At 73.2% G+C, this 22238-nt stretch carries 11 protein-coding genes; 2 read left to right on the top strand and 9 right to left on the bottom strand.

What is annotated here, in order from left to right:
- Window positions 1-149: 149 nt before the first annotated feature.
- From aceE to ACQB60_RS02375, 7 genes are all read right to left on the bottom strand, one after another.
- Window positions 150-2852, bottom strand: a complete 2703-nt coding sequence (gene aceE, locus ACQB60_RS02405; RefSeq protein ID WP_496924099.1) for a pyruvate dehydrogenase (acetyl-transferring), homodimeric type — start codon at window positions 2850-2852, stop codon at window positions 150-152.
- 304 nt (window positions 2853-3156) lie between these two features.
- On the bottom strand, window positions 3157-3780 hold the full coding sequence (locus ACQB60_RS02400) for a GntR family transcriptional regulator (protein WP_384851013.1): 624 nt from the start codon (window positions 3778-3780) through the stop codon (window positions 3157-3159).
- 139 nt (window positions 3781-3919) lie between these two features.
- On the bottom strand, window positions 3920-5701 hold the full coding sequence (sucB, locus tag ACQB60_RS02395; RefSeq protein ID WP_496924098.1) for a 2-oxoglutarate dehydrogenase, E2 component, dihydrolipoamide succinyltransferase: 1782 nt from the start codon (window positions 5699-5701) through the stop codon (window positions 3920-3922).
- Between the two features lie 61 nt (window positions 5702-5762).
- Window positions 5763-7151: a dihydrolipoyl dehydrogenase gene (lpdA, locus tag ACQB60_RS02390; RefSeq protein ID WP_384841739.1), complete on the bottom strand. Its 1389-nt coding sequence runs from the start codon at window positions 7149-7151 to the stop codon at window positions 5763-5765.
- A 329-nt stretch (window positions 7152-7480) separates the two neighbouring features.
- Window positions 7481-9022 (bottom strand): leucyl aminopeptidase, encoded by a 1542-nt coding sequence (locus tag ACQB60_RS02385; protein ID WP_496924097.1) that lies wholly within the window; start codon window positions 9020-9022, stop codon window positions 7481-7483.
- Between the two features lie 160 nt (window positions 9023-9182).
- Complete coding sequence (locus ACQB60_RS02380; RefSeq protein ID WP_496924096.1) at window positions 9183-9767, bottom strand: RDD family protein; 585 nt, start codon at window positions 9765-9767, stop codon at window positions 9183-9185.
- 86 nt (window positions 9768-9853) lie between these two features.
- Window positions 9854-10648 (bottom strand): adenosylcobinamide-GDP ribazoletransferase, encoded by a 795-nt coding sequence (locus ACQB60_RS02375; RefSeq protein ID WP_496924095.1) that lies wholly within the window; start codon window positions 10646-10648, stop codon window positions 9854-9856.
- A gap of 84 nt (window positions 10649-10732) precedes the next feature.
- On the opposite strand from ACQB60_RS02375, the gene ACQB60_RS02370 reads away from it, so the two are divergent.
- Window positions 10733-11572, top strand: coding sequence for a hypothetical protein (locus ACQB60_RS02370; protein ID WP_496924094.1), 840 nt, complete (start codon window positions 10733-10735; stop codon window positions 11570-11572).
- Window positions 11573-12206: 634 nt separating this feature from the next.
- Here ACQB60_RS02370 and ACQB60_RS02365 read toward each other — a convergent pair.
- Both ACQB60_RS02365 and cobT read right to left on the bottom strand, forming a co-directional pair.
- On the bottom strand, window positions 12207-13979 hold the full coding sequence (locus ACQB60_RS02365; protein WP_496924093.1) for a phosphatidylglycerol lysyltransferase domain-containing protein: 1773 nt from the start codon (window positions 13977-13979) through the stop codon (window positions 12207-12209).
- Window positions 13980-14041: 62 nt separating this feature from the next.
- Window positions 14042-15148, bottom strand: coding sequence for a nicotinate-nucleotide--dimethylbenzimidazole phosphoribosyltransferase (gene cobT / locus ACQB60_RS02360; protein ID WP_496924092.1), 1107 nt, complete (start codon window positions 15146-15148; stop codon window positions 14042-14044).
- 187 nt (window positions 15149-15335) lie between these two features.
- On the opposite strand from cobT, the gene ACQB60_RS02355 reads away from it, so the two are divergent.
- Complete coding sequence (locus ACQB60_RS02355; RefSeq protein ID WP_496924091.1) at window positions 15336-22238, top strand: SDR family NAD(P)-dependent oxidoreductase; 6903 nt, start codon at window positions 15336-15338, stop codon at window positions 22236-22238.

Here is a 22238-nt window from a genome sequence, read left to right as displayed (position 1 = left end):
GCTCCATGATGCCGGGTGCCCTACAGGGGCGCGGGGCTGTGACATATGCGGCTCCGCCGCGCGGGCGCGACCAGCCCCCACAAAGAGAGCGGGCCCCCACCCCGAAGGGCAAGGACCCGCTCCCGCATCCAGCCGAAGGCTTACAGCGCTTACAGCCCGTACTTCGCGCGCGCTTCCTTCACTGCGGCAGCGGGCACCTCGCCCCGGCGGGCCAGCTGGGCCAGCGCCGCCACGACGATGGACTCCGCGTCGACACCGAAGTGGCGACGCGCCGCCTCACGGGTGTCCGACAGACCGAAGCCGTCCGCGCCCAGCGACGAATAGTCCTGCTCGACCCACTGCGCGATCTGGTCCGGGACCTGCCGCATGTAGTCGGAGACCGCGAGGACCGGGCCCTCGGCACCCTCAAGTGCCTTGCGGACGTAGGGAGTACGCTCCTCGCCGCGCAGGATCGCCTCGTCCGCCTCCAGGGCGTCGCGGCGCAGCTCGGTCCAGGACGTCGCGGACCACACGTCGGCGGCCACGCCCCACTCCTCGGCGAGCAGCCGCTGCGCCTTGAGGGCCCAGTGGATGGCCGTACCGGAGCTGATCAGCTGGATGCGCGCGGCGTTGGCGGCCGGGGAGAGCCCGGCGGTCTCGGCGGTGTTGAAGCGGTAGAGGCCCTTGATGATGCCCTCGTCGATCGCGTCGCCGGACGGCTTCGCGGGCTGCGGCATCGGCTCGTTGTAGACGGTCAGGTAGTAGAAGACGTCCTGGTCCTCGCCCGGCTTGGCCTCGCCGTACATACGGCGCAGACCGTCCTTCATGATGGCGCCGATCTCGTACGCGAACGCCGGGTCGTACGTCACGGCCGCCGGGTTGGTGGCCGCGATCATCGGCGAGTGGCCGTCCGCGTGCTGCAGGCCCTCACCGGTGAGCGTCGTACGTCCCGCGGTGGCGCCGATGACGAAGCCGCGGCCCATCTGGTCGCCGAGCTGCCAGAACTGGTCGCCGGTGCGCTGCCAGCCGAACATCGAGTAGAAGATGTACAGCGGGATCATCTGCTCGCCGTGCGTCGAGTACGACGTGGCGGCGGCGATGAAGTCGGCGAGCGAACCGGCCTCGTTGATCCCCTCGTTGAGGATCTGGCCCGACTCGGACTCCTTGTAGTACATGAGCTGGTCGCGGTCGACCGGGTCGTACGTCTGGCCCTTGGGCGAGTACAGACCGAGCGACGGGAACAGCGACTCCATGCCGAAGGTGCGCGCCTCGTCGGGGATGATCGGCACCCAGCGCTTGCCGGACGTCTTGTCCCGGACGAGGTCCTTCAGGAGCCGTACGAGCGCCATCGTCGAGGCGACGTTCTGCGTGCCGGAGCCCTTGTCGAACGAGGCGAACGCCTTGTCCGCGGGCGCGGGCAGCGGCGCGAGCGGCTGCGTGCGGCGGGCCGGGGCGGGACCGCCCAGGGCGGCGCGACGCTCGGTGAGGTAGCGCAGCTCGGGGGAGCCCTCGGCGGGACGCGCGTACGGGACGACGCCGTCCTCGAAGCGGCTGTCCGGGATCGGCAGGTCAAGGAGGTCACGCATGTCCTTGAACTCGTCGATCGTCAGCTTCTTCATCTGGTGGTTGGCGTTCTTCGACTCGAAGCCCTTGCCGAGCGTGAAGCCCTTCACCGTCTGGGTGAGGATCACGGTCGGCTTGCCCTTGTGCTCGACGGCTGCCTTGTACGCCGCGTACACCTTGCGGGGCTCGTGGCCGCCGCGCGAGGTGTGGAAGCACTCGGAGACCTTGTCGTCGGAGAGCACCTTGGCGAGCTCGATCAGCGCGGGGTCCGTGCCGAAGAAGTGCTCGCGGATGTAGGCGACGTCGCGGGTCTGGTACGTCTGGAACTGGGCGTCCGGGACCTCCCGCAGACGGCGCAGGAGGGCGCCGGTGGTGTCGAGCCGGAAGAGCTCGTCCCAGGCGTTGCCCCACAGGGACTTGATGACGTTCCAGCCGGAGCCGAGGAACTGGGCCTCCAGCTCCTGCACCACGCGGAAGTTCGGGCGGACCGGGCCGTCCAGGCGCTGCAGGTTGCAGTTGATGACGAAGGTCAGGTTGTCCAGACCCTCGCGGGCGGCGAGCGTGAGCGCCGAGGTCGACTCGGGCTCGTCCATCTCGCCGTCGCCGAGGAACGCCCAGACGTGCGAGTTCGACGTGTCCTTGATGCCGCGCGCCGACAGATAGCGGTTGAACCGCGCCTGGTAGACGGCCGACAGCGGGCCGAGGCCCATCGACACGGTCGGGAACTCCCACAGCCAGGGCAGGCGCCGCGGGTGCGGGTACGAGGGCAGGCCGTTGCCGCCGGCCTCGCGCCGGAAGTTGTCGAGCTGCTGCTCGCTGAGGCGGCCGTCGAGGAACGCGCGGGCGTAGATGCCGGGAGAGGCGTGGCCCTGGATGTAGAGCTGGTCGCCCGAGCCGTCGCCCTCCTTGCCGCGGAAGAAGTGGTTGAAGCCGGTCTCGTACAGCCAGGCGGCCGAGGCGAAGGTGGCGATGTGGCCGCCGACGCCGTGCTTGCTGCCACGGGTCACCATCGCGGCCGCGTTCCAGCGGTTGTACGCGGTGATCTTGGCTTCCATCTCCTCGTCGCCGGGGAAGTCCGGCTCGGCGGAGGTGGGGATCGAGTTGACGTAGTCCGTCTCGAGCAGCTTCGGCAGCGCGAGACCGCCCGCCTCGGCGCCCTCCAGCGTGCGGCGCATCAGGTACGCGGCACGGTGCGGCCCGGCCGCCTGCGTAACGGCGTCCAGGGAGGCGCGCCACTCGGCGGTCTCCTCGGGGTCGCGGTCCGGGAGCTGGTCGAGCTCGCTCGGCTGGATAGCGGAGGGGTCGGTCATAGTCGCCGCCTTCCTGAGTCGGAGGGGGGTGCCCTAACGGAAAGGGTCGGGGGTGCCCTTGGTCTCTGGCAGGACAGGGCGTGAGGCTCTGGTGAGAGCCCGTCGTCGACTGTAAGCCTGCGATCGATGATCGATCAAAGCTTGAGGGGAAAAACTTCTCCAGATCGAGAAAGTCGGCATCCGGTGCCAGCTAAACGGGCACCGGGTGCCTTGGAAATGAAGGTTTGTGCAGGTGGGGAGAGGTGCGGGCGCGACGTTTGAAGCGCGGCCGCTTCGGATGAGCGGCGGCTCGCCCAGGTAAGGCTCAGGCGCGCGGCGCGCAGCCCAGCACATGGGACTTGACCAGCTCGGCGATCGCCGGGTCCCGCCGCCGGAACGCCGCCACGAGCTCCTCGTGCTCCTCCGCGTACGACTGCTGGACCGTGCCCAGCCACCGGATCGACAGGGCGGTGAAGACCTCGATGCCGAGCCCCTCCCAGGTGTGCAGGAGCACCGAGTTCCCGGCGGCCCGCACAAGCTCCCGGTGGAAGCCCACCGTGTGCCGGACCTGCGCGGTGCCGTCCGCCGCGCTGTCCGCCTCGTACAGGGCGGCGACATGGGGTTCGAGGGCCGAGCAGTCCTCGGCGAGCCGCTCCGCCGCGAGCTCGGCGGCGATCGCCTCCAGGCCGGCCCGGACCGGGTAGCTCTCCTCCAGGTCGGCGGCGGTCAAGTTGCGCACGCGGACGCCCTTGTTGGGCGCCGACTCGATGAGCCGCAGCGTCTCCAGCTCGCGCAGCGCCTCGCGCACCGGGGTCTGCGAGACCTCCAGCTCCACCGCGATGCGGCGCTCCACGATGCGCTCGCCCGGCTTCCAGCGCCCGCTGACGATCCCCTCCACGATGTGCTCGCGGATCTGTTCGCGCAGCGAGTGAACGACGGGCGCGGTCATGTGGGCTCCTCAGGCGGGGGCAGGCAGGCGCCCCAGGGCGTGGTGACCCCTAGACAATACGGCGACGCCCCCGCCCGGAAACCTCCGGGCGGGGGCGTACGCGCTGATGAGACGAGTGTTACAGCGTCTCGTACGCGACCTACAGGCCGAGTTCGACCTCGAACTCGCCGGCCTCGAGGATCTGCTTGACCGTGGTCAGGTAGCGGGCGGCGTCGGCGCCGTCGACCAGACGGTGGTCGTAGGACAGGGTCAGGTAGACCATGTCGCGGATGGCGATGGTCTCGCCGAGGTCCGGGTGGTTGATGACCACGGGACGCTTGACGGTGGCGCCGATGCCGAGGATGCCGACCTGGTTCGGGGGCACGATGATCGTGTCGAACAGGGCGCCGCGCGAGCCGGTGTTGGAGATGGTGAAGGTCGCGCCGGACAGCTCGTCCGGGGTGATCTTGTTGCCCCGGACCTTGCCCGCGAGGTCGGCGGTGGCCTTGGAGATGCCGGCCAGGTTCAGGTCGCCCGCACCCTTGATGACCGGGGTCATCAGGCCCTTCTCGGAGTCGACGGCGATGCCGATGTTCTCCGAGTCGTGGTAGGTGATGGTGCCCTCGTCCTCGTTGATGCGGGCGTTGACGACCGCGTGGGCCTTCAGCGCCTGGGCGGCGGCCTTGACGAAGAACGGCATCGGGGACAGCTTGACGCCCTCGCGGGCGGCGAAGGAGTCCTTGGCCTGCGCGCGCAGCTTCATGATCTTGGTGACGTCCACCTCGACCATGGACGACAGCTGGGCCTGGCCGTGCAGGGCCTTCATCATGTTGTCGCCGATGACCTTGCGCATGCGGGTCATCTTGACGGTCTGGCCGCGCAGTTCGGACGCCTGGATGGCCGGGGCCTTCGCAGCGGCGGCCGGAGCAGCCGGGGCGGCGGCCGGAGCCGGGGCGGCGCTCTTGGCGGCCTCGGCGGCGGCCAGCACGTCCTGCTTGCGGATGCGGCCACCCACACCGCTGCCCTTGACCGAGGAGAGGTCCACGCCGTTCTCGGTGGCGAGCTTGCGCACCAGCGGGGTGACGTAGGCGCCGTCGTCGGCCGGGGTCACCGCAGCCGGAGCGGCCGGAGCGGCCGGGGCCGCGGGGGCAGCCGGAGCCGGGGCGGCCGGGGCGGCGGGCTGAGCCGGGGCCGGGGCAGCGGCGGCGGGCGCGGCCGGAGCAGCCGGAGCAGCCGGAGCCGCGGGGGCGGCGGGCTGGGCCGGAGCGGCCGGGGCAGCGGCGGGCGCGGCCGGGGCAGCCGGAGCGGCGGCGGCCGGGGCGGCACCGGGAGCGCCGATGACGGCGAGCTTGGCGCCGACCTCAGCGGTCTCGTCCTCGCCCACGACGATCTCGAGCAGCACGCCCGCGGCCGGGGAGGGGATCTCGGTGTCGACCTTGTCGGTGGAGACCTCGAGCAGCGGCTCGTCCTCCGCGACCTCCTCGCCGACCTCCTTCAGCCAGCGCGTCACCGTGCCCTCGGTGACCGACTCGCCCAGCGCGGGGAGGGTCACGTCGGTGCCGGAGGCGCCGCCGGCCGGGGCGGCGGGGGCAGCGGGGGCCTCAGCCGGAGCCGCGGGGGCGGCCGGGGCCTCGGCGGCCGGGGCCGGAGCGGCCTCGGGGGCGGGCTCGGCGGCCGGAGCCGGAGCGGCCTCGGGGGCGCCGGAGCCGTCGTCGATGACGGCCAGCTCGGCGCCGACCTCGACGGTCTCGTCCTCGGCGACCTTGATGGAGGCCAGGACGCCGGCGGCGGGGGAGGGGATCTCGGTGTCGACCTTGTCGGTCGACACCTCGAGCAGCGGCTCGTCGGCCTCGACGCGCTCGCCTTCGGCCTTCAGCCAACGGGTGACAGTGCCCTCGGTGACGCTCTCGCCGAGCGCCGGAAGGGTTACGGAAACCGCCATGGTTTCTGTTGCTCCTTACGAAAGATCAGGTATGTGGTCGTCGCGCCCGTGTGACTGAAGGTCAGTCGTGGGAGTGCAGAGGCTTGCCCGCGAGGGCGAGGTGCGCCTCGCCGAGCGCCTCGTTCTGCGTCGGGTGAGCGTGGATGAGCTGCGCGACCTCGGCGGGCAGCGCCTCCCAGTTGTAGATCAGCTGCGCCTCGCCGACCTGCTCGCCCATGCGGTCGCCGACCATGTGGACGCCGACCACGGCACCGTCCTTGACCTGGACGAGCTTGATCTCGCCCGCGGTCTTGAGGATCTTGCTCTTGCCGTTGCCCGCGAGGTTGTACTTCAGAGCGACGACCTTGTCCGCGCCGTAGATCTCCTTGGCCTTGGCCTCGGTGATGCCGACGGAGGCGACCTCGGGGTGGCAGTACGTCACCTTCGGCACGCCGTCGTAGTCGACCGGGACGGTCTTGAGACCGGCCAGCCGCTCCGCCACCAGGATGCCCTCTGCGAAGCCGACGTGCGCGAGCTGGAGCGTCGGGACCAGGTCGCCCACGGCCGAGATGGTCGGGACGTTGGTCTGCATGTACTCGTCGACCAGGACGTAGCCGCGGTCCATGGCGACGCCCTGCTCCTCGTAGCCGAGACCGGCGGAGACCGGGCCGCGGCCGATGGCGACGAGCAGCACCTCGGCCTCGAAGGTCTTGCCGTCGGCGAGGGTCACGCGGACGCCGTCCTGCGTGTACTCCGCCTTCTCGAAGAAGGTGCCGAGGTTGAACTTGATGCCGCGCTTGCGGAACGCGCGCTCAAGAAGCTTGGAGCTGTTCTCGTCCTCGACCGGGACGAGGTGCTTGAGGCCCTCGATGACGGTGACGTCGGTGCCGAAGGACTTCCACGCCGAGGCGAACTCGACGCCGATGACGCCGCCGCCCAGGATGATCGCGGACTGCGGGACGCGGTCCAGGGTCAGGGCGTGGTCCGAGGAGATGATGCGGTTGCCGTCGATCTCCAGGCCCGGCAGCGACTTCGGCACGGAGCCGGTCGCGAGGAGCACGTGGCGGCCCTGGACGCGCTGGCCGTTCACGTCCACCGAGGTCGGGGAGGAGAGCTTGCCCTCGCCCTCGATGTACGTCACCTTGCGGGAGGCGACGAGACCCTGCAGGCCCTTGTAGAGGCCCGAGATCACGTCGTCCTTGTACTTGTGGACGGCCGCGATGTCGATGCCCTCGAAGGTCGCCTTGACGCCGAACTGGTCGGCCTCGCGCGCCTGGTCGGCGATCTCGCCGGCGTGCAGCAGGGCCTTCGTGGGGATGCAGCCGTTGTGCAGGCAGGTGCCGCCGAGCTTGTTCTTCTCGATCAGTGCGACGTCCAGGCCCAGCTGCGCTCCGCGCAGGGCCGCGGCGTAACCGCCGCTACCACCGCCGAGGATCACTAGGTCGAAAACGGTGCTGGCGTCGTTCGCCACGTCACGTCCTCCATGCATGTGCGCCGTACGCCGGACCGCTCTTCCCGGGGGTTGACCGGTCGGTCGGCTGGTATTCGGCCGCTCTTGTTTCGGCCCTGTGGTGGGGGCCCTGTCCTGCCGAGAACCCATCTTCGCACTTGTCGGCGAGAGACGGGACGCCGGGCCGGGCTGTGAGATGGCTGATCGCCCGGCACAAGGGGTTGCCCCTGCGTGTGAACATACGGATTTCGTTCAGGGCGAAATCACCGCGGGCCCGGACAAGCTGTGAGACACGGCGTGAGGCCCCGGGCGTGAACGTCCGGGGCCTCACAGTGCGCGGTGAGCCCGTATCAGCCCAGGTCACCGGAGGCGGTACGTTCCGCCAGCCGGACCAGGGTGCGGACCGCGGAGCCGGTGCCGCCCTTGGGGGTGTAGCCGAAGGGGGCGCCCTCGTGGAAGGCCGGGCCCGCGATGTCCAGGTGGGCCCAGGTGATGCCCTCGCCCACGAACTCCTGCAGGAACAGGCCGGCCACCAGGCCGCCGCCCATGCGCTCGCCCATGTTGGCGATGTCGGCGGTGGGGGAGTCCATGCCCTTGCGCAGGTGCTCCGGCATCGGCATCGGCCAGGACGGCTCGCCGACCTCCTCGGCGATCTCGTGGACCGCGGTGCGGAAGGCGTCGTCGTTGGCCATGATCCCGTACGTGCGGCTGCCGAGGGCGAGGACCATGGCGCCGGTCAGCGTGGCCACGTCGACGATGGCGTCCGGCTTGTCCTCGGACGCCTTGGCGAGCGCGTCGGCCAGGACCAGCCGGCCCTCGGCGTCGGTGTTGAGGACCTCGACGGTCTTGCCGCTGTACATCCGCAGGACGTCGCCGGGGCGGGTCGCGGAGCCGGACGGCATGTTCTCGGCGAGCGCCAGCCAGCCGGTGACGTTCACGTCGAGCCCCAGGCGGGCGGCGGCGACGACGGCGGCGAACACGGCGGCGGCGCCGGCCATGTCGCACTTCATCGTCTCGTTGTGCCCGGCGGGCTTCAGCGAGATGCCGCCCGAGTCGTACGTGATGCCCTTGCCGACGAACGCGAGGTGCTTCTTCGCCTTGGAGGACGTGTACGAGAGCTTGACCAGGCGGGGCCCGGCCGCCGAGCCGGCGCCGACGCCGAGGATGCCGCCGTAGCCGCCCTTGGCGAGCGCCTTCTCGTCGAGCACCTGGACCTTGATGCCGTGCTCCTTGCCGGCGGCCTGGGCGACGGCGGCGAACGCCTCGGGGTTGAGGTCGTTCGGCGGGGTGTTGATCAGGTCGCGGGCGCGGTTGAGCTCCTCGGCCACGGCGACGGCGTTCTCGACCGCCGCCTTGTACGCCTTGTCGCGGGGCTTGCCGCCGAGCAGGGCGACCTCGCCGAGCGGGCCCTTGGCGTCCTTGGCGCCCTTCTTCGCGGACTTGGCGCCGTTCTGGCCCTTGTACGCGTCGAAGGAGTACGCGCCGAGCAGCGCGCCCTCGGCGATGGCGCCGGCGTCGTCGGCGTCCTCCAGGGGCAGCGCGAACGCGGCCTTCTTGGCGCCGGTGAGGGCGCGTGCGGCGGTACCGGCGGCGCTGCGCAGGGCGTCCGTGCCGTACGTCTCGTCCTTGTCCGGGACCGTGCCGAGACCGACCGCGAGGACGACGGGCGCCTTGAATCCGGTGGGCGCGGGCAGCTTCGTCACCTCACCCTCGCCGCCGGTGGCGCCGAGGGTCTCCAGGACGGAAGCGAGCTTGCCGTCGTACGCCTTGTCCACGGACTCGGCGCCGGGGGCGACGACCGGGGCCCCCTTGGAGCCCTTCGCGACACCGACGACGATCGCGTCGGCGCGCAGCCCGGACGCGGCCGCGGTGCTGAGAGTCAGAGCAGTCACGGTGGTGAGGTCCCTCTTTCAGTGAGTTTCTGGCGGGCTGGGGTGGGAGCCCGTCGCGAGCCTACGCCCGTAAGCGCTGCGGTGCGCCTCACGGTCCGTGTTCGGCGCGGTGGCCCGGTTCGGTGCGGCGGTCCGGTTCGGTGCGGCGGTCCGGCCGCGGTCAGGCGGCAGCGGCCAGGGGCCGGGCCGGCAGACCGAGACCGGTGACCGCGGTCCCGGCCACCCGGTCGGCGAGGGAGCGACCGGTCGGCGTGAGCGCGGCGAGGGCGTTGGCGAGGAAGACGAACACCGCGATGAGCCAGCACAGCACGGACAGCAGGAACTCGCCCTCCACCAGCAGGCAGCAGGCGAAGGAGTACACCGCCACGTCGGCAGCGGTCGACACCCCGGCCCGCAGGGCGGCCCGGCTCGGGGTGCTCGGCGTGACGCGCATGCCCGCCAGGGCCTTGCCGAGCGTGCGCCCGATGAGCGTCAGACACAGCCACTGGTAGAGGAACGTGGCGAGGACCAGGATCCCGAACGCCTGCTCCACGTAGAGGACCGATTCGTTCCACACGTGCCGGGCCGTGTCGATGACGTCGCCGCGCGAGGTGAGGATCCACCAGGCGGACTTGTCGCCGAGCTCGGGCACGTCGGTGACGAGGGCGGAGATGCGGTGGAAGGTGAACACGGCGAGCCCGATCGCCGCCGCGAACACCAGCGCGAAGTCGATGAGCCAGGCCACGGCACGGCGTAGTTTCGGCATGAACGTCCCTATGGTGAGCGGCAGTTGAGTCAGCCGATCAGCGTAGCGAGGGACCCGGCGCGTGCCCCAGCGATGCGTTCAACTGCTCAGCCGAGCGCGAGGACCACCAGGGCCGTGGTCGCGGCGGTCTCGGCGAGGCCGCCGAAGACGTCCCCGGTGACGCCGCCGAACCTGCGCACGCAGTGGCGCAGCAGGAGCTGGGCCGCCCCGCAGGCGGCGAGCACGGCGAGGACGCAGCGCCCGGTGTCGTACGGGCCGAAGAGCGCGCCGGTGCCCGCGGCCGCGCAGCCGGCGGCGGCGAGCACGAGCAGCGCGGCCCGCGTCGGCACGGTGCCCGCGACGGCGGCGCCGAGCCCCTCGGGGCGGGCCGGCGGAACTCCGCTGCGGGCGGCCAGGGTCAGGGCGAGCCGGGCCGCGGTCGCCGAGAGCGCGGCCGCCGCGGCGCCGCGCGCCCAGCTCTCCCCGTACAGCTGGAAGAGGACGGCGACCTGTGCGAGCAGCACGAACAGGAGCGTGAGGACGCCGAACGGGCCGATGTCCGACTGCTTCATGATGCGCAGCGCGTCCTCGGCGGGCTTGGCGCTGCCGAGCCCGTCGGCGGTGTCGGCGAGCCCGTCGAGGTGCAGCCCCCGGGTGAGCGCGGCGGGCACGGCCGCGGTGGCCACCGCCGCGAGCAGCGGCCCGGCCCCGAGCGCGAGCAGCACCCCGCCGACGGCGGCCGCGCACAGCCCGACGACGAGCCCCGCGACCGGCGCGCAGAGCATGCCCCGGCGGGCCGCGTCGCGGTCCCAGTGGGTGACCGTGACGGGGAGCGCGGTGAGCGTGCCGAAGGCGAACCGGATCCCCTCGGGAAGGGGGGAGCGATGGGGGGAGCGGGGCATCGCGGAAGGGTACCTCCGGGGCCGGAGGGGTCGGTCGGGGGCTCTCGGACTGCGAGCCGCGCGCGGGGAACGCAGGATGTCTCCATGGGTGACTGGTGGCACCGGAACATCATCGAGCCGGGCAAACTGCCCTTGCTGCTCGCGCTCGCCGCCTTCGTGCTGTCGTTCGTCGTGACACGGACCATCACCCGCCTGATCCGGGCGGGCAAGGGGCCGTTCCGCAACATCACCACGGGCGAGGTGCACGTCCACCACGTCGTGCCGGGGATCTTCCTGATGCTGGTCGGGGGGTTCTGGGCGGTGGCGGCCGGGCGGCACAGCCTGGGGGCGGGGATCGCCGCGGTGATCTTCGGCAGCGGCGCGGGGCTCGTGCTCGACGAGTTCGCGCTGATCCTGCACCTCGACGACGTGTACTGGAGCGAGCAGGGCCGCAAGAGCGTGGAGCTCGTGATCCTGACGGCCGCGCTCGTGGTGCTCATCCTCACCGGCTTCACCCCGTTCGGCGTGGACGACGTCAGCCCCGGCGAGCGCAGCAGCCGCGGCTCCTTCGCCCTGAACATCGGCGTCAACTGCTGCTTCGCGCTGATCTGTCTGGCCAAGGGCAAGCTGCGCACGGCCCTGCTCGGGGTGGTCATCCCCTTCGTCGCGCTGGTCGGCGCGATCCGGCTGGCCCGGCCCGGTTCGGCCTGGGCCAAGCGGTTCTACGGCAGGCGCCCGCGCGCCCGGGCCCGCGCGGGGATGCGGGCCTACCGGCACGACCGGCGGTGGGCGGCCCCGCGCCGCCGGATTCAGGACTGGATCGGCGGCAAGCCCGACCCGGACCCGGCCCCCGGCCGCGTACCGCCCGCGGAGCCGTCGCCGGACGCCCCGGACCCGTCGGACTCGCCGGACTCCGGCGGCGTGGGCGCCCCGCCCCGCCGGTGACGCCATGAGGAGAGCAGGCACACCGCCGCCACCGCGGCGATCGCCGCGATGTGCTCGCGGCCCGCGAGGTTGTTCTTGACGAGCACCTCGCCCAGCATCACCACGGTCACGAGCGCCGCCGTGAAGTACGCCCGGTAGCGCCAGCACACGAACACCGCGAGCCCGACGACGGCCGCCGACGGTCCGGTGTCGACGACCTGTGCGTCCGACGCGGGCAGCCCCACCGGGCTGTCGGGCCCGAGCGCGATGCCGATGCGCGCGTACAGCGTCCCGGCGAGCGTCGCCGCGTACCCGACGACGAGCGTGCGCCACCAGCCGAGGCAGATCTCCGCGATGCCGAAGACCAGCAGGATCTGCGCGAGCGCGCCCCACACGGGCAGGTCGAGGGCCGGTACGAACAGGGAGAGCGGGGTGCGGACGAGGGCGAGCCAGAGCGGTTCCTCGGCGCGCACGGAGCCGATGTTCTGGACGAACTGGTAGCCCCAGGACTGGTTCTGGGTGAACTGCAGCAGCGCGGTGAGGCAGACCGCGCCGAGCGTCATCGGGACCGCCCGCCACTTCCTGGCGACGAGCCCGGCGCGCACCGTCGAGAAGAGCGGGCCCCATTCGGCGCGGGCGAGGCGGGCGATGGTGCTCATCGGGGGGACTCCAGGTGTTTTCGGTGCAGCCACTTCGGCAGGCCGGGAGCTTCCAGGAAGCCCTCGGCCCGGGCGGACGCGACGCCGATGCGGAGCAGGTCGCCGCTCTTCTCGAAGAGAAGGAAGCGCGGTTCCCAGATGGGCCGGTACTTGGCGTTGGCGCGGTACAGCGACTCGATCTGCCACCAACGCGAGAAGAAGCTGAGCAGCGACCGCCACAGGCGGAGGACCGGGCCCGCGCCGAGCCGCGAGCCACGTTCGAAGACGGAACGGAACATGGCGAAGTTGAGTGAGACCTGGGTGATCTTGATCTCGGCGGCCCGCTGCAGGAGTTCGATCACCATGAACTCCATCAGGCCGTTCTCGGAGTCCCGGTCACGCCGCATCAGATCCAGCGAGAGCCCGTTCGGCCCCCACGGCACGAACGAGAGCAGCGCCCTCAACTGCCCTTCGCCATCGGTGCATTCGAGCATCACGCAGCGTCCGTCGGCCGGGTCGCCGAGCCGCCCGAGCGCCATCGAGAAGCCCCGCTCGGTGGCCCCGTCGCGCCAGTCGTCGGCGAGCTTCACGAGCTGCGCCATCTCGTCGTCCGGGATGTCCTCGTGCCGCCGGATGCGGACCTCGTAACCGGCGCGCCTGACGCGGTTGTACGCCTGCCGGACGGTCCGCATGCCCCGCCCCTCCAGCGTGAACTCCGCCGTCTCGACGATGGCTTCGTCGCCCAGCTCCAGCGCGTCGAGGCCGTGCCGGGCGTAGATGGTGCCCGCCTCCTCGCTCGCGCCCATCACCGCCGGGATCCACCCCTGCACCCGCGCCTGCGCCAGCCACGGCTCGATCGCCCCCGGCCACGCCTCGGGGTCGCCGATCGGGTCGCCGGAGGCCAGCGAGACGCCGCTGACCACGCGGTAGGCGACCGCGGCTTTGCCGGTCGGCGACCAGACCACGCTCTTCTCGCGGCGCAGCGAGAAGTAGCCCAGCGAGTCGCGCTCGCCGTGCCGTTCGAGGAGTTCGTGCAGCCGGGCCTCGTCCTCCGGAGTGAGCGGGTCGACGGCCTTGCGGGAGCGGAACGCGGCGTACAGGACGGCCAGGAGCAGCAGCGTGCTCAGGACGTTGATGGTGACGTTGACCCAGCCGGGGGTGGTGATGCCGGGGAAGCGGGAGTCGTCGGCGGCGAGCGAGACCAGGCGCATCGTGCCGTAGCGCCAGCGGTCGAGGAAGGTCGAGCGGTGGTCGTCGAGCGCGTGGTTGGTGACGGTGACCAGGAGCGCGGCGAGCAGCGAGGTCACCAGGAGCCCGCCGACCGCGACGGCCGCGGCGAGCTTGGGGTTGGAGCGGTCGCCGCGGGCGTAGAACTCGCGGCGGCCGAGCAGCAGCGCGCCGAAGAAGCCCGCGGTCAGGGCGAGCGAGATCCAGTTCTGCGCGTACTGGTTGATCTCCGGGAAGACCATCGCGAACGCGAAGAGCAGCAGAAAGAGGCCGCTCAGCACGGTGTTGAGGATCCAGGCCGCGCGCTTGCGGCGGCGCATGGTGATGGCCAGGAACATCGTGAAGACGCCCGAGGCGAACCCCGCGGTCAGCAGATACGGGGTGAAGTAGTTCTCGGTGTTGTGCCGCCGCAGGTCCTGGCCGAGCGAGACCCAGACCGCGCTGAGGAAGTTGATGAACGTGACAGCGCGCAGATACCAGACGGAGAGCGCGGCGGCCCTGCGTGAGGTGGGGCTGCTGTGGGGTTGTATTGCACGTGCGGCGCCAAGGCGTTCATCTCCCATGAAAAGGGATCATATGGTGCTAGATGTGCCGAGGCGGGGCGCGCGAGCTGCGCCGCTGCCGTCTACTCCTCGTCGGGGGCGCCCTCTTGCGTGTCCTCGTGCGTGTCCTCGGGCTCGGTGTCGGGCTTCCGCTCGGGCAGCTCCGCCGCCAAGGCCGCCGCACTGCGCACCAGCGGCAGCGCGAGCAGCGCCCCCAGGCCCTCGCCGACCTTCACGCCCTGGTCGAGCAGCGGCTCCAGCGCCATCCGGTCAAGTGCCTTGGCCTGCGCGGGTTCCCCGCTGTTGTGGCCCGCGAGCCACCAGTCGGGGGAGCGGAAGGCGACCCGCTGGGCCACCAGGGCCGCGGCCGACGTCACCACGCCGTCGAGGATGACCGGCGTGCGCCGCACCGCGCACTGCAGCAGGAAGCCGGTCAGCGCCGCGATGTCCGCGCCGCCCACCGCGGCCAGGAGCTGCAGCTGGTCGCCGAGGACCGGCCGGGCCCGGCGCAGCGAGTCACGGACGGCGGCGCACTTGCGCATCCAGGTCAGGTCGTCGATGTGCTCGCCGCCGCGGCCGGTGACCACGGACGCGTCCGTGCCGCAGAGCGCCGCGATCAGCGTCGCTGCGGGCGTCGTGCCGCCCACGCTGATGTCGCCGAGCACCACGAGGTCGGTGCCGGAGTCGGCCTCCTCGTCGGCGACCCGCATGCCCGCCCGTACGGCCTGCTCGGCCTCCTCGGCGGTGAGCGCGTCCTCGATGTCGGTCCGCCCGGAGCCGCGCCGCACCCGGTGCCCCGCGACCTCGGCGGGCAGCGAGCCGGGCTCGCAGTCCAGGGCCAGGTCCACGACGCGCACCGGCACGTCCAGGCTGCGGGCGAGCGTCGCGACCGGGCTCGCCCCGGACAGCACCGCGCGCACCAGCTCGGCGGCGCTCCCCGCGGGCCGCGCCGAGACGCCGAGCTCCGCCACCCCGTGGTCGCCCGCGAACAGCACCACGCGCGGGCGCTCGACCGGTCGGACGGGCACCGCGGACTGAGCCGCCGACAGCCACTCGCCCAGCTCGTCGAGACGGCCGAGCGCGCCGGGCGGCACGGTCAGGCGCGCCCTGCGCTCCTCGGCGTCGCGGCGCACACCGCCGTCGGGCCGCTCGATCAGGTCGGTGAAGTCGTCGAGAATCAGCGAGCTCATTCGCCGAACAGTACCGGGGGCCGCGCCTGGCTGCCGCCGGGCCCCTGATCGCCGCTGACGAAGCGTCAGTTACGCCATGTGATGCATCGACTCCATAGCGTCATTGCACCTGCGTCGATGATCCCTTACGTTCCCGTCTGTATCGGATTGTCGTACCACTCGCCTCTCCGCAGAGGAGCCCTCTCCCGTGACGCACCCGCGTGCCGCCGTCATCGGCGTCAGCCCGTTCGGAGAGCCGGACGCCCGGCTCGCCGCCGCCGTCAGCCGGGCCGGCGGACTCGGCATTCTCGACCTCGGCACCGGCGACCGCCGCGCCCGCGAGGCCCTCGCCCTCGCCCGCACCTGGTCGCCCGGCGACTTCGGTGTCCGCATCCCCGCCGAATGCGCCCTGCACCCCGACGAGTTGCACGCCCCCGACGGCACCGGACCCCACACCGTCCTCCTCGCCCCGGACGCCCCCTGGCGCATCGCTCACGTCCAGGCGCCCACCGTGCTCGCCGAGGTGCGCAGTGCCGCCGAGGCGCGGGCCGCCCTCGCCGAGGGGGCCGCCGGACTCGTGGTGCGCGGCAGCGAGAGCGGCGGGCCGTGCGGGGAGCTCTCCACCTTCGTGCTGCTCCAGCAGGTGCTGGCCGAGGCCGGGAACGCCGGTGCCGGGGACGGTGCCGGGGACGTTCCCGTCTGGGCGTGCGGCGGCATCGGGCCCCGCACCGCGGCCGCCGCCGTCCTCGCCGGCGCCACGGGTGTCGTCCTCGACGTGCAGCTCGCCCTGCTCGACGAGGCCCAGCTGCCGCCCGCCGTCGCCACCCTGCTGCGCACCGCCGACGGCACCGAGACCGTCCTCGTGGGCGGCCGCCGCGTGCTCGACCGGCGCCGCCCCGGCACCCCCGCCGAGCTGCGCGAACGCCTCCTCCCGCTCGGGCAGGACGCCTTCCTCGCCGCCCGGTTCGCCGAGAAGTACGGCAGCGTCAGCGACGCCGTACGGGCCGTCCGGGAAGCCGTCGACGGGTGCCTGCGGGCGGACGGCGCCGCCGCCGCGCTGCGCGGGGGTGACGCCCAGCCGATGTGCCGCGCGCTCGGCACCCGGCTTCCCATCGCGCAGGGACCCATGACCCGCGTCAGCGACCAGGCGCGGTTCGCCGCCGCCGTGGCCGACGGCGGCGGGCTCCCCTTCATCGCGCTCGCCCTCGCCGCCCCCGCCCAGACCCGCTCGATGCTGGAGCAGACGAAGGCCGCGCTCGGCGACCGCCCCTGGGGCGTCGGCATCCTCGGCTTCGCGCCCGAAGAGGTGCGCACCGCCCAGCTGGAGGCCGTACGGGAGCTGCAGCCCAGCCACGTGATCATCGCGGGCGGGCGCCCCTCGCAGGCCGCCGACCTGGAGGCCGACGGGATCAGGACCTTCCTGCACGTGCCCTCTCCCGGGCTGCTCGGGCAGTTCCTCGGGGCGGGCGCGCGGCGCTTCGTCTTCGAAGGCGCCGAGTGCGGCGGGCACATCGGGCCGCGCAACAGCTTCCCGCTGTGGGAGGCGCAGCTCGCCGTCCTGGACGACTTCCTCGACGCCCACGAGGACGTCGACCCCGGTGACGTGCAAGTGCTGTTCGCGGGCGGCATCCACGACGAGCGGTCCGCCGCCATGGTCGCCGCCCTCGCCGCCGGGCTCACCGCGCGCGGGGTCGCCACCGGTGTCCTGATGGGCACCGCCTACCTCTTCACCGAGGAGGCCGTCGAGTGCGGGGCCATCCAGCCGCTCTTCCAGCGCCAGGTCATCACCGCCGAGTCGACCGCCCTGCTGCACACCGCCCCCGGGCACGCCACCCGCTGCGTGCCCAGCCCCTTCTCCGACACCTACCAGGCCCTCAAGGACGAGCTGCGCGAGCAGGGCGTGCCCGACCGGCAGGCGTGGGAGGAGCTGGAGCGGCTCAACGTCGGCCGGCTGCGCATCGCCAGCAAGGGCATCGAGCGCGTCGGCGACGAGCTCTGCGACGTCGACGAGCGACGCCAGCTCGGCGAGGGCATGTTCATGGCCGGGGAGGTCGCCGTGCTGCGCGGCGCCACCACCTCCGTCGCCCGGCTGCACGCGGGCGTCACCGACGGGGCCGCCGCCTTCTACGAGCGGCGCGTCGCGGAGCTCTCGACTCCCGTGCGGGACACGGCCGTTGCCGTGCCCGAGCCGCTCGACATCGCCGTCGTCGGCATGGCGGGCATGTTCCCGCAGGCCCCCGACCTCGCCACCTTCTGGGCGCACGTCCTCGGCGGCGTGGACTCCGTCACCGAGGTGCCCGCCGAGCGCTGGGACCCCGCCCTGCACTACGGGGACGACGCCGAGGCGCACGACGTGTCGGCGTCCCGCTGGGGCGGCTTCCTGCCCGACATCCCCTTCGACCCGCTCGCCTACGGCATCCCGCCCACGTCCCTCGCGAGCATCGAGCCCGTCCAGCTGCTCGCCCTCGAGGCCGCGCGGCGGGCGCTCGCCGACGCCGGGTACGACCCGGCCGCCAAGGACGGGCGGGACTTCCCGCGCGAGCGCACCTGTGTCGTCTTCGGCGCGGAGGCGGGCAGCGACACCTCGAACGCGACGACGCTGCGCACCGTCCTGCCCTCCTACCTCGGCCGCCTGCCCGACGAACTCGCCGAGCAGCTCCCGAAGCTGACCGAGGACTCCTTCCCGGGCGTGCTCGCCAACGTCATTTCCGGCCGCATCGCCAACCGCCTCGACCTGGGCGGCGCCAACTACACCGTCGACGCGGCCTGCGCGTCCTCGCTGACGGCCGTGGACGTCGCCTGCAAGGAGCTGGCCTCCGGCGCCGCCGACGTCGCCCTGTGCGGCGGCGCCGACCTGCACAACGGCATCAACGACTACATCCTCTTCTCCTCCGTGCACGCCCTGTCCAAGACCGGGCGCTGCCGCACCTTCGACGCCGGGGCCGACGGCATCGCGCTCGGCGAGGGCGTCGCCTGCGTGGTCCTCAAGCGGCTCGCGGACGCCGAGCGCGACGGGGACCGCGTCTACGCCGTCATCAAGGGCGTCGGCAGTGCCAGCGACGGCCGCTCCCTCGGCCTGACCGCGCCCCGCCCCGAAGGCCAGCGCGCCGCCCTCGACCGGGCCTACGCGCAGGCCCGCCTCTCGCCCGCCGACGTGGGCCTCGTCGAGGCGCACGGCACCGGCACCGTCGTCGGCGACCGCACCGAACTCGCCACCCTGTCCGGGGTGTTCGAGGAGGCGGGCGCGGCACCCGGCGGCTGCGTCGTCGGCTCCGTCAAGTCGCAGATCGGGCACACCAAGTGCGCCGCCGGGCTCGCGGGCCTCATCAAGACCGCCCTCGCCCTGCACACCGGGGTCCGCCCCGCCACCCTCCACGTCACCGAGCCCAACCCGGCCTGGACGCCCGACGGCCCCTTCGCGCTGCACGACCGGGCCCTGCCGTGGCCCGCGCCCGCCGCGGAGCGGATCGCAGGGGTCAGCGCCTTCGGCTTCGGCGGCACCAACTTCCACGTGGTGATGCGGGGCCACGAGGGCGGGGCGCCGCCGCGCAGAGGCGCCGACGCCTTCCCCGCCGAGCTCTTCCTCTTCCGCTCCGAGGGCGCCGCCCAGGACCTCCTCGACCTGTGCACGGGCGAGGGCCACTCCTGGCGGCTGCGGGACCTGGCGCTCACCGCGGCGCGCCGGGCCGAGCAGAGCGCGGCGGCGGGCCCCGTGACGGCCGCCGTCGTCGCCGAGTCCACCGGCGAACTCGCCGTACTCCTGCGCAAGTTGCTCGCCGGAGAGTCCGCGCCCGGCATCCACCGGGCGGCCGAAGAGGGCCACGAGCCCGGCGGCCAGGTGGCCTTCCTCTTCCCCGGGCAGGGCAGCCAGCGGCCCGGCATGCTCGCCGAGCTCTTCGCCGCGTTCCCCGAGACGCAGCGCCACCTGCGCGACGCCCCCGCCGACGCGATGTTCCCGCCCGCCGCCTTCACCGACGCCGAACGCGCCGCCCAGCGCGACCGGCTCACCGACACCCGCCGCGCCCAGCCCGCGCTCGGGGCGGTGTCCCTGGCCGCGTACGACATCCTCGGCGGCCTCGGCGTGCACCCCGACATGGCGGCCGGACACTCCTACGGCGAGCTCGTCGCTCTGTGCGCGGCGGGCGCCCTCGACCCGGCCGGGCTCGGCGCCCTCAGCCGCGAGCGCGCCGCCGCCATCCTCGACGCCACCGGCGAGGACCCCGGCACGATGGCCGCCGTGGCCGCCTCCGCCGAGGAGGTGGAGCGCGTCCTCGCCGAGGAGCACCTCGTGCGCGAGGTCGTCGCCGCCAACCACAACGCCCCGCGGCAGACGGTCATCTCGGGCCCCACGGACGCCGTCGCCCGCGCCGTCGAGAAGCTCACCGGGGCCGGGTTCGGCGCCCGCCCGCTCCCGGTCGCCTGCGCCTTCCACAGCCCGCTGGTCGCGGGCGCCGTGCCGCGCTTCGCCGAGCGCCTCGCCGCGCAGCGCGTGCGCACCCCCGAGTTCCCGGTCTGGTCCAACCTCACCGGCACCCGCTACCCGTCCGCCCCCGACGACGTACGCGGCCACCTCGCCGAACAGATCGGCGCCCCCGTCCGCTTCGCCGAGCAGATCGAGGCGATGTACGACGCGGGGGCCCGGGTCTTCGTCGAGGCGGGCCCCGGCACGGTCCTCACCGGCCTGGTCGGCAAGGTCCTCGGCGACCGCCCGCACACGGCCGTCCCCTTCGAGCCCCGCCCCGACGCCGGGGTCCGCGGCCTCCTCGACTGCCTGGCCCGGCTCGCGGTGGCGGGCGTCCCCGTCGCGGCGGCCCGGCTGCTCGCGGGCCGCGACGCGGTGCCCGCCGACGCGGCGGCCGCGCCCCGGCGGCCCGGCTGGACGGTCAACGGCCACCTGGTCCGCACGGCCGACGGCGCCCCCCTGCCGGGTGCGCTGGGCCCGGCCCGGCGGATCTCCCTTCCCTCCCTCTCTTCTTCTTCCACCTCTTCCTCGGTCCCGACGGAGACGAGCACTGTGAACGACGACTTGCTCCAGGAGTTCCTGCGCAACAGCCGCGAGATGGTCGCGGCCCAACGGGACGTGCTGCTCACGTACTTCGGGGCGGGCGGGGCGCCGGCCGCGGCATCTGCGGCCCCCGTGGCCCCGCCGCCCGTCGCCGTGCCGGTCGCGGAGTCGGCCGCGGAGCCGGTTGTGCCTGCGGCGCCCGTGGAGATCCCGGAGCCGGAGGCTCCGGCGGCCCGGCTCGACGTGCTGGGCACGGTGTTGGGCGTGATCGCCGAGCGCACGGGTTATCCGGTGGAGATGATCGAGCCGGATCTGGATCTGGAGGCGGATCTGTCCGTCGATTCGATCAAGCGGACGGAGATCGCGGGGGAGTTGGGCAAGCGGCTGCTGGGTTCGGGCGTCGATCTGCGGTCGTTGCCGGACGCGGAGCTGGAGGAGCTGACCCGGGCCCGCACGGCCGCCGGGATCGCCGAGTGGCTCAAGGCGAAGACGGCTCCGGCCGCCGAGACGGCCCAGGTTCCCGAGGCGGCCGCCCCGACCCCCGTAAGGGAGCAGGAGCCTGCCGTACGAGAGCACGAACCCCTCGTGCAAGAGCAGGAACCCCCCGTACAAGAAGAAGCTCCCGACGCCCCCGAAGAGGCCGCGGCACCCCTCGTCGCCGCCCCCACCCGCCACCTCCTGACCCCCGCCCCCCTCGACCCGGCCCCCGCCCCCGGCGCGGTCGCACAGGACCTGCGGGGGAAGCACTTCCTGGTCGTCGGGGACGGGACGCCCGTCGCCCAGGCGCTGGTCACGCGGCTGACCGTGCTCGGGGCGAGCGCCGTGCGCGGGAGCGGGGACCTCGAAGGGCACGAGGGACCGCTCGACGGCGTCGTGCACGTCGGGGCGCTCTCGCCCGTGGGGGAGCCGCTCCTGCCGGGGCAGTTCCCGGTGTTCAAGGCGGTGCTGCGGCGCGCCCCGCGCTGGCTGCTCTGCGCCCGCTACGGCGGCGACGCCAACGGCCTCAGCGGCTTCTTCCGCACCGTCGTCCGCGAGTACCCCGACACCGTGGCCCGCGTCGTCGACCTCGACGGCTCCTGGTCGCCCGCCGACCAGGCCGAGGCCCTCGTGGAGGAGCTGCTCGCCCCGGACCGGGAGCCGGTCGTGCTGCGCACCGACGGCAGCCGGCGCGGCCTGGAGACGGTCGCGCGGCCGCTCGGGCTGCTCGGCGGCGGTGGCGCGGGACCGGCCGGTGACGGTTCCGCGGAGGCGGCCGTCCTCGGGCTCGGCCCCGAGTCGGTCGTGGTGCTCGCCGGCGGTGCCCGCGGCATCACCGCGCGCCTCGCGATCGCCCTGGCCGCCGCGTCCCGCTGCCGGGTCGAACTCCTCGGCCGCACCCAGCTCTCCGAGCACGGCGACGAGTTCGAGGAGGCCCGCGACAAGGTCGCGCTGCGCGCCGCGCTCGCCGCACGGGGCGGGCTGCGCCCCGCCGAGATCGAGCGCGAGGCGGCCCGCATCCTGGCCGCCCGCGAGGTCGGCGAGACGCTCGCCGAGATCCGCGGCGTCGGCGGCACCGCCGGCTACCGCTCGGTCGACCTGCGCGACTCCGAGGCCGTCCAGCAGGCCGTCAAGGACATCTACGCCCGCTACGGCCGCGTCGACGGCGTCGTGCACGCCGCCGGGGTGATCGAGGACCGGCTCATCGAGGCCAAGGACCCCGAGTCCTTCGCCCGGGTCTACGGGACCAAGGTCGACGGCGCCAAGACACTCCTCGCCGCCCTGCACCGGCTGCCCGAACTCCCGCGCTTCACCGTCCTGTTCGGGTCCATCTCCGCCGTCTACGGCAACCGCGGCCAGATCGACTACGCCGCCGCCAACGACGCCCTCGCCGGTCTCGGCCGCCGCTGGCGCGACGCCACCGGACGCCGCGCCCTCACCGTCCACTGGGGCCCGTGGGCGCCGACGGGCCCGCACGGCGGCATGGTCTCGCCGGAGCTCGGCCGCGAGTACGCGCGCCGCGGCATCTCCCTCATCGACCCCGAGGAAGGCGTGCTCGCCGTGCTGCGCGAGCTCGCCTGGGGCGACGCGGACGCCGACGAGGTCGTCTACACCGCATCGGCCTGGTGA

The organism is Streptomyces odontotermitis, from assembly GCF_050510915.1.
Classification (GTDB): domain Bacteria; phylum Actinomycetota; class Actinomycetes; order Streptomycetales; family Streptomycetaceae; genus Streptomyces.
The sequence above is the reverse complement of the archived record's forward strand: the minus strand, read 5'-3'. Positions and strand labels throughout refer to the sequence as shown.

Excerpts from the sequence above, each read along its gene's own strand:
- cobT (WP_496924092.1), bottom strand. The coding sequence starts at position 15,148 with ATGAGCTCGCTGATTCTCGACGACTTCACCGACCTGATCGAGCGGCCC.
- ACQB60_RS02365 (WP_496924093.1), bottom strand. The coding sequence starts at position 13,979 with ATGGGAGATGAACGCCTTGGCGCCGCACGTGCAATACAACCCCACAGC.
- ACQB60_RS02370 (WP_496924094.1), top strand. The coding sequence starts at position 10,733 with ATGGGTGACTGGTGGCACCGGAACATCATCGAGCCGGGCAAACTGCCC.
- sucB (WP_496924098.1), bottom strand. The coding sequence starts at position 5,701 with ATGGCGGTTTCCGTAACCCTTCCGGCGCTCGGCGAGAGCGTCACCGAG.
- ACQB60_RS02380 (WP_496924096.1), bottom strand. The coding sequence starts at position 9,767 with ATGCCGAAACTACGCCGTGCCGTGGCCTGGCTCATCGACTTCGCGCTG.
- aceE (WP_496924099.1), bottom strand. The coding sequence starts at position 2,852 with ATGACCGACCCCTCCGCTATCCAGCCGAGCGAGCTCGACCAGCTCCCG.
- ACQB60_RS02400 (WP_384851013.1), bottom strand. The coding sequence starts at position 3,780 with ATGACCGCGCCCGTCGTTCACTCGCTGCGCGAACAGATCCGCGAGCAC.
- ACQB60_RS02375 (WP_496924095.1), bottom strand. The coding sequence starts at position 10,648 with ATGCCCCGCTCCCCCCATCGCTCCCCCCTTCCCGAGGGGATCCGGTTC.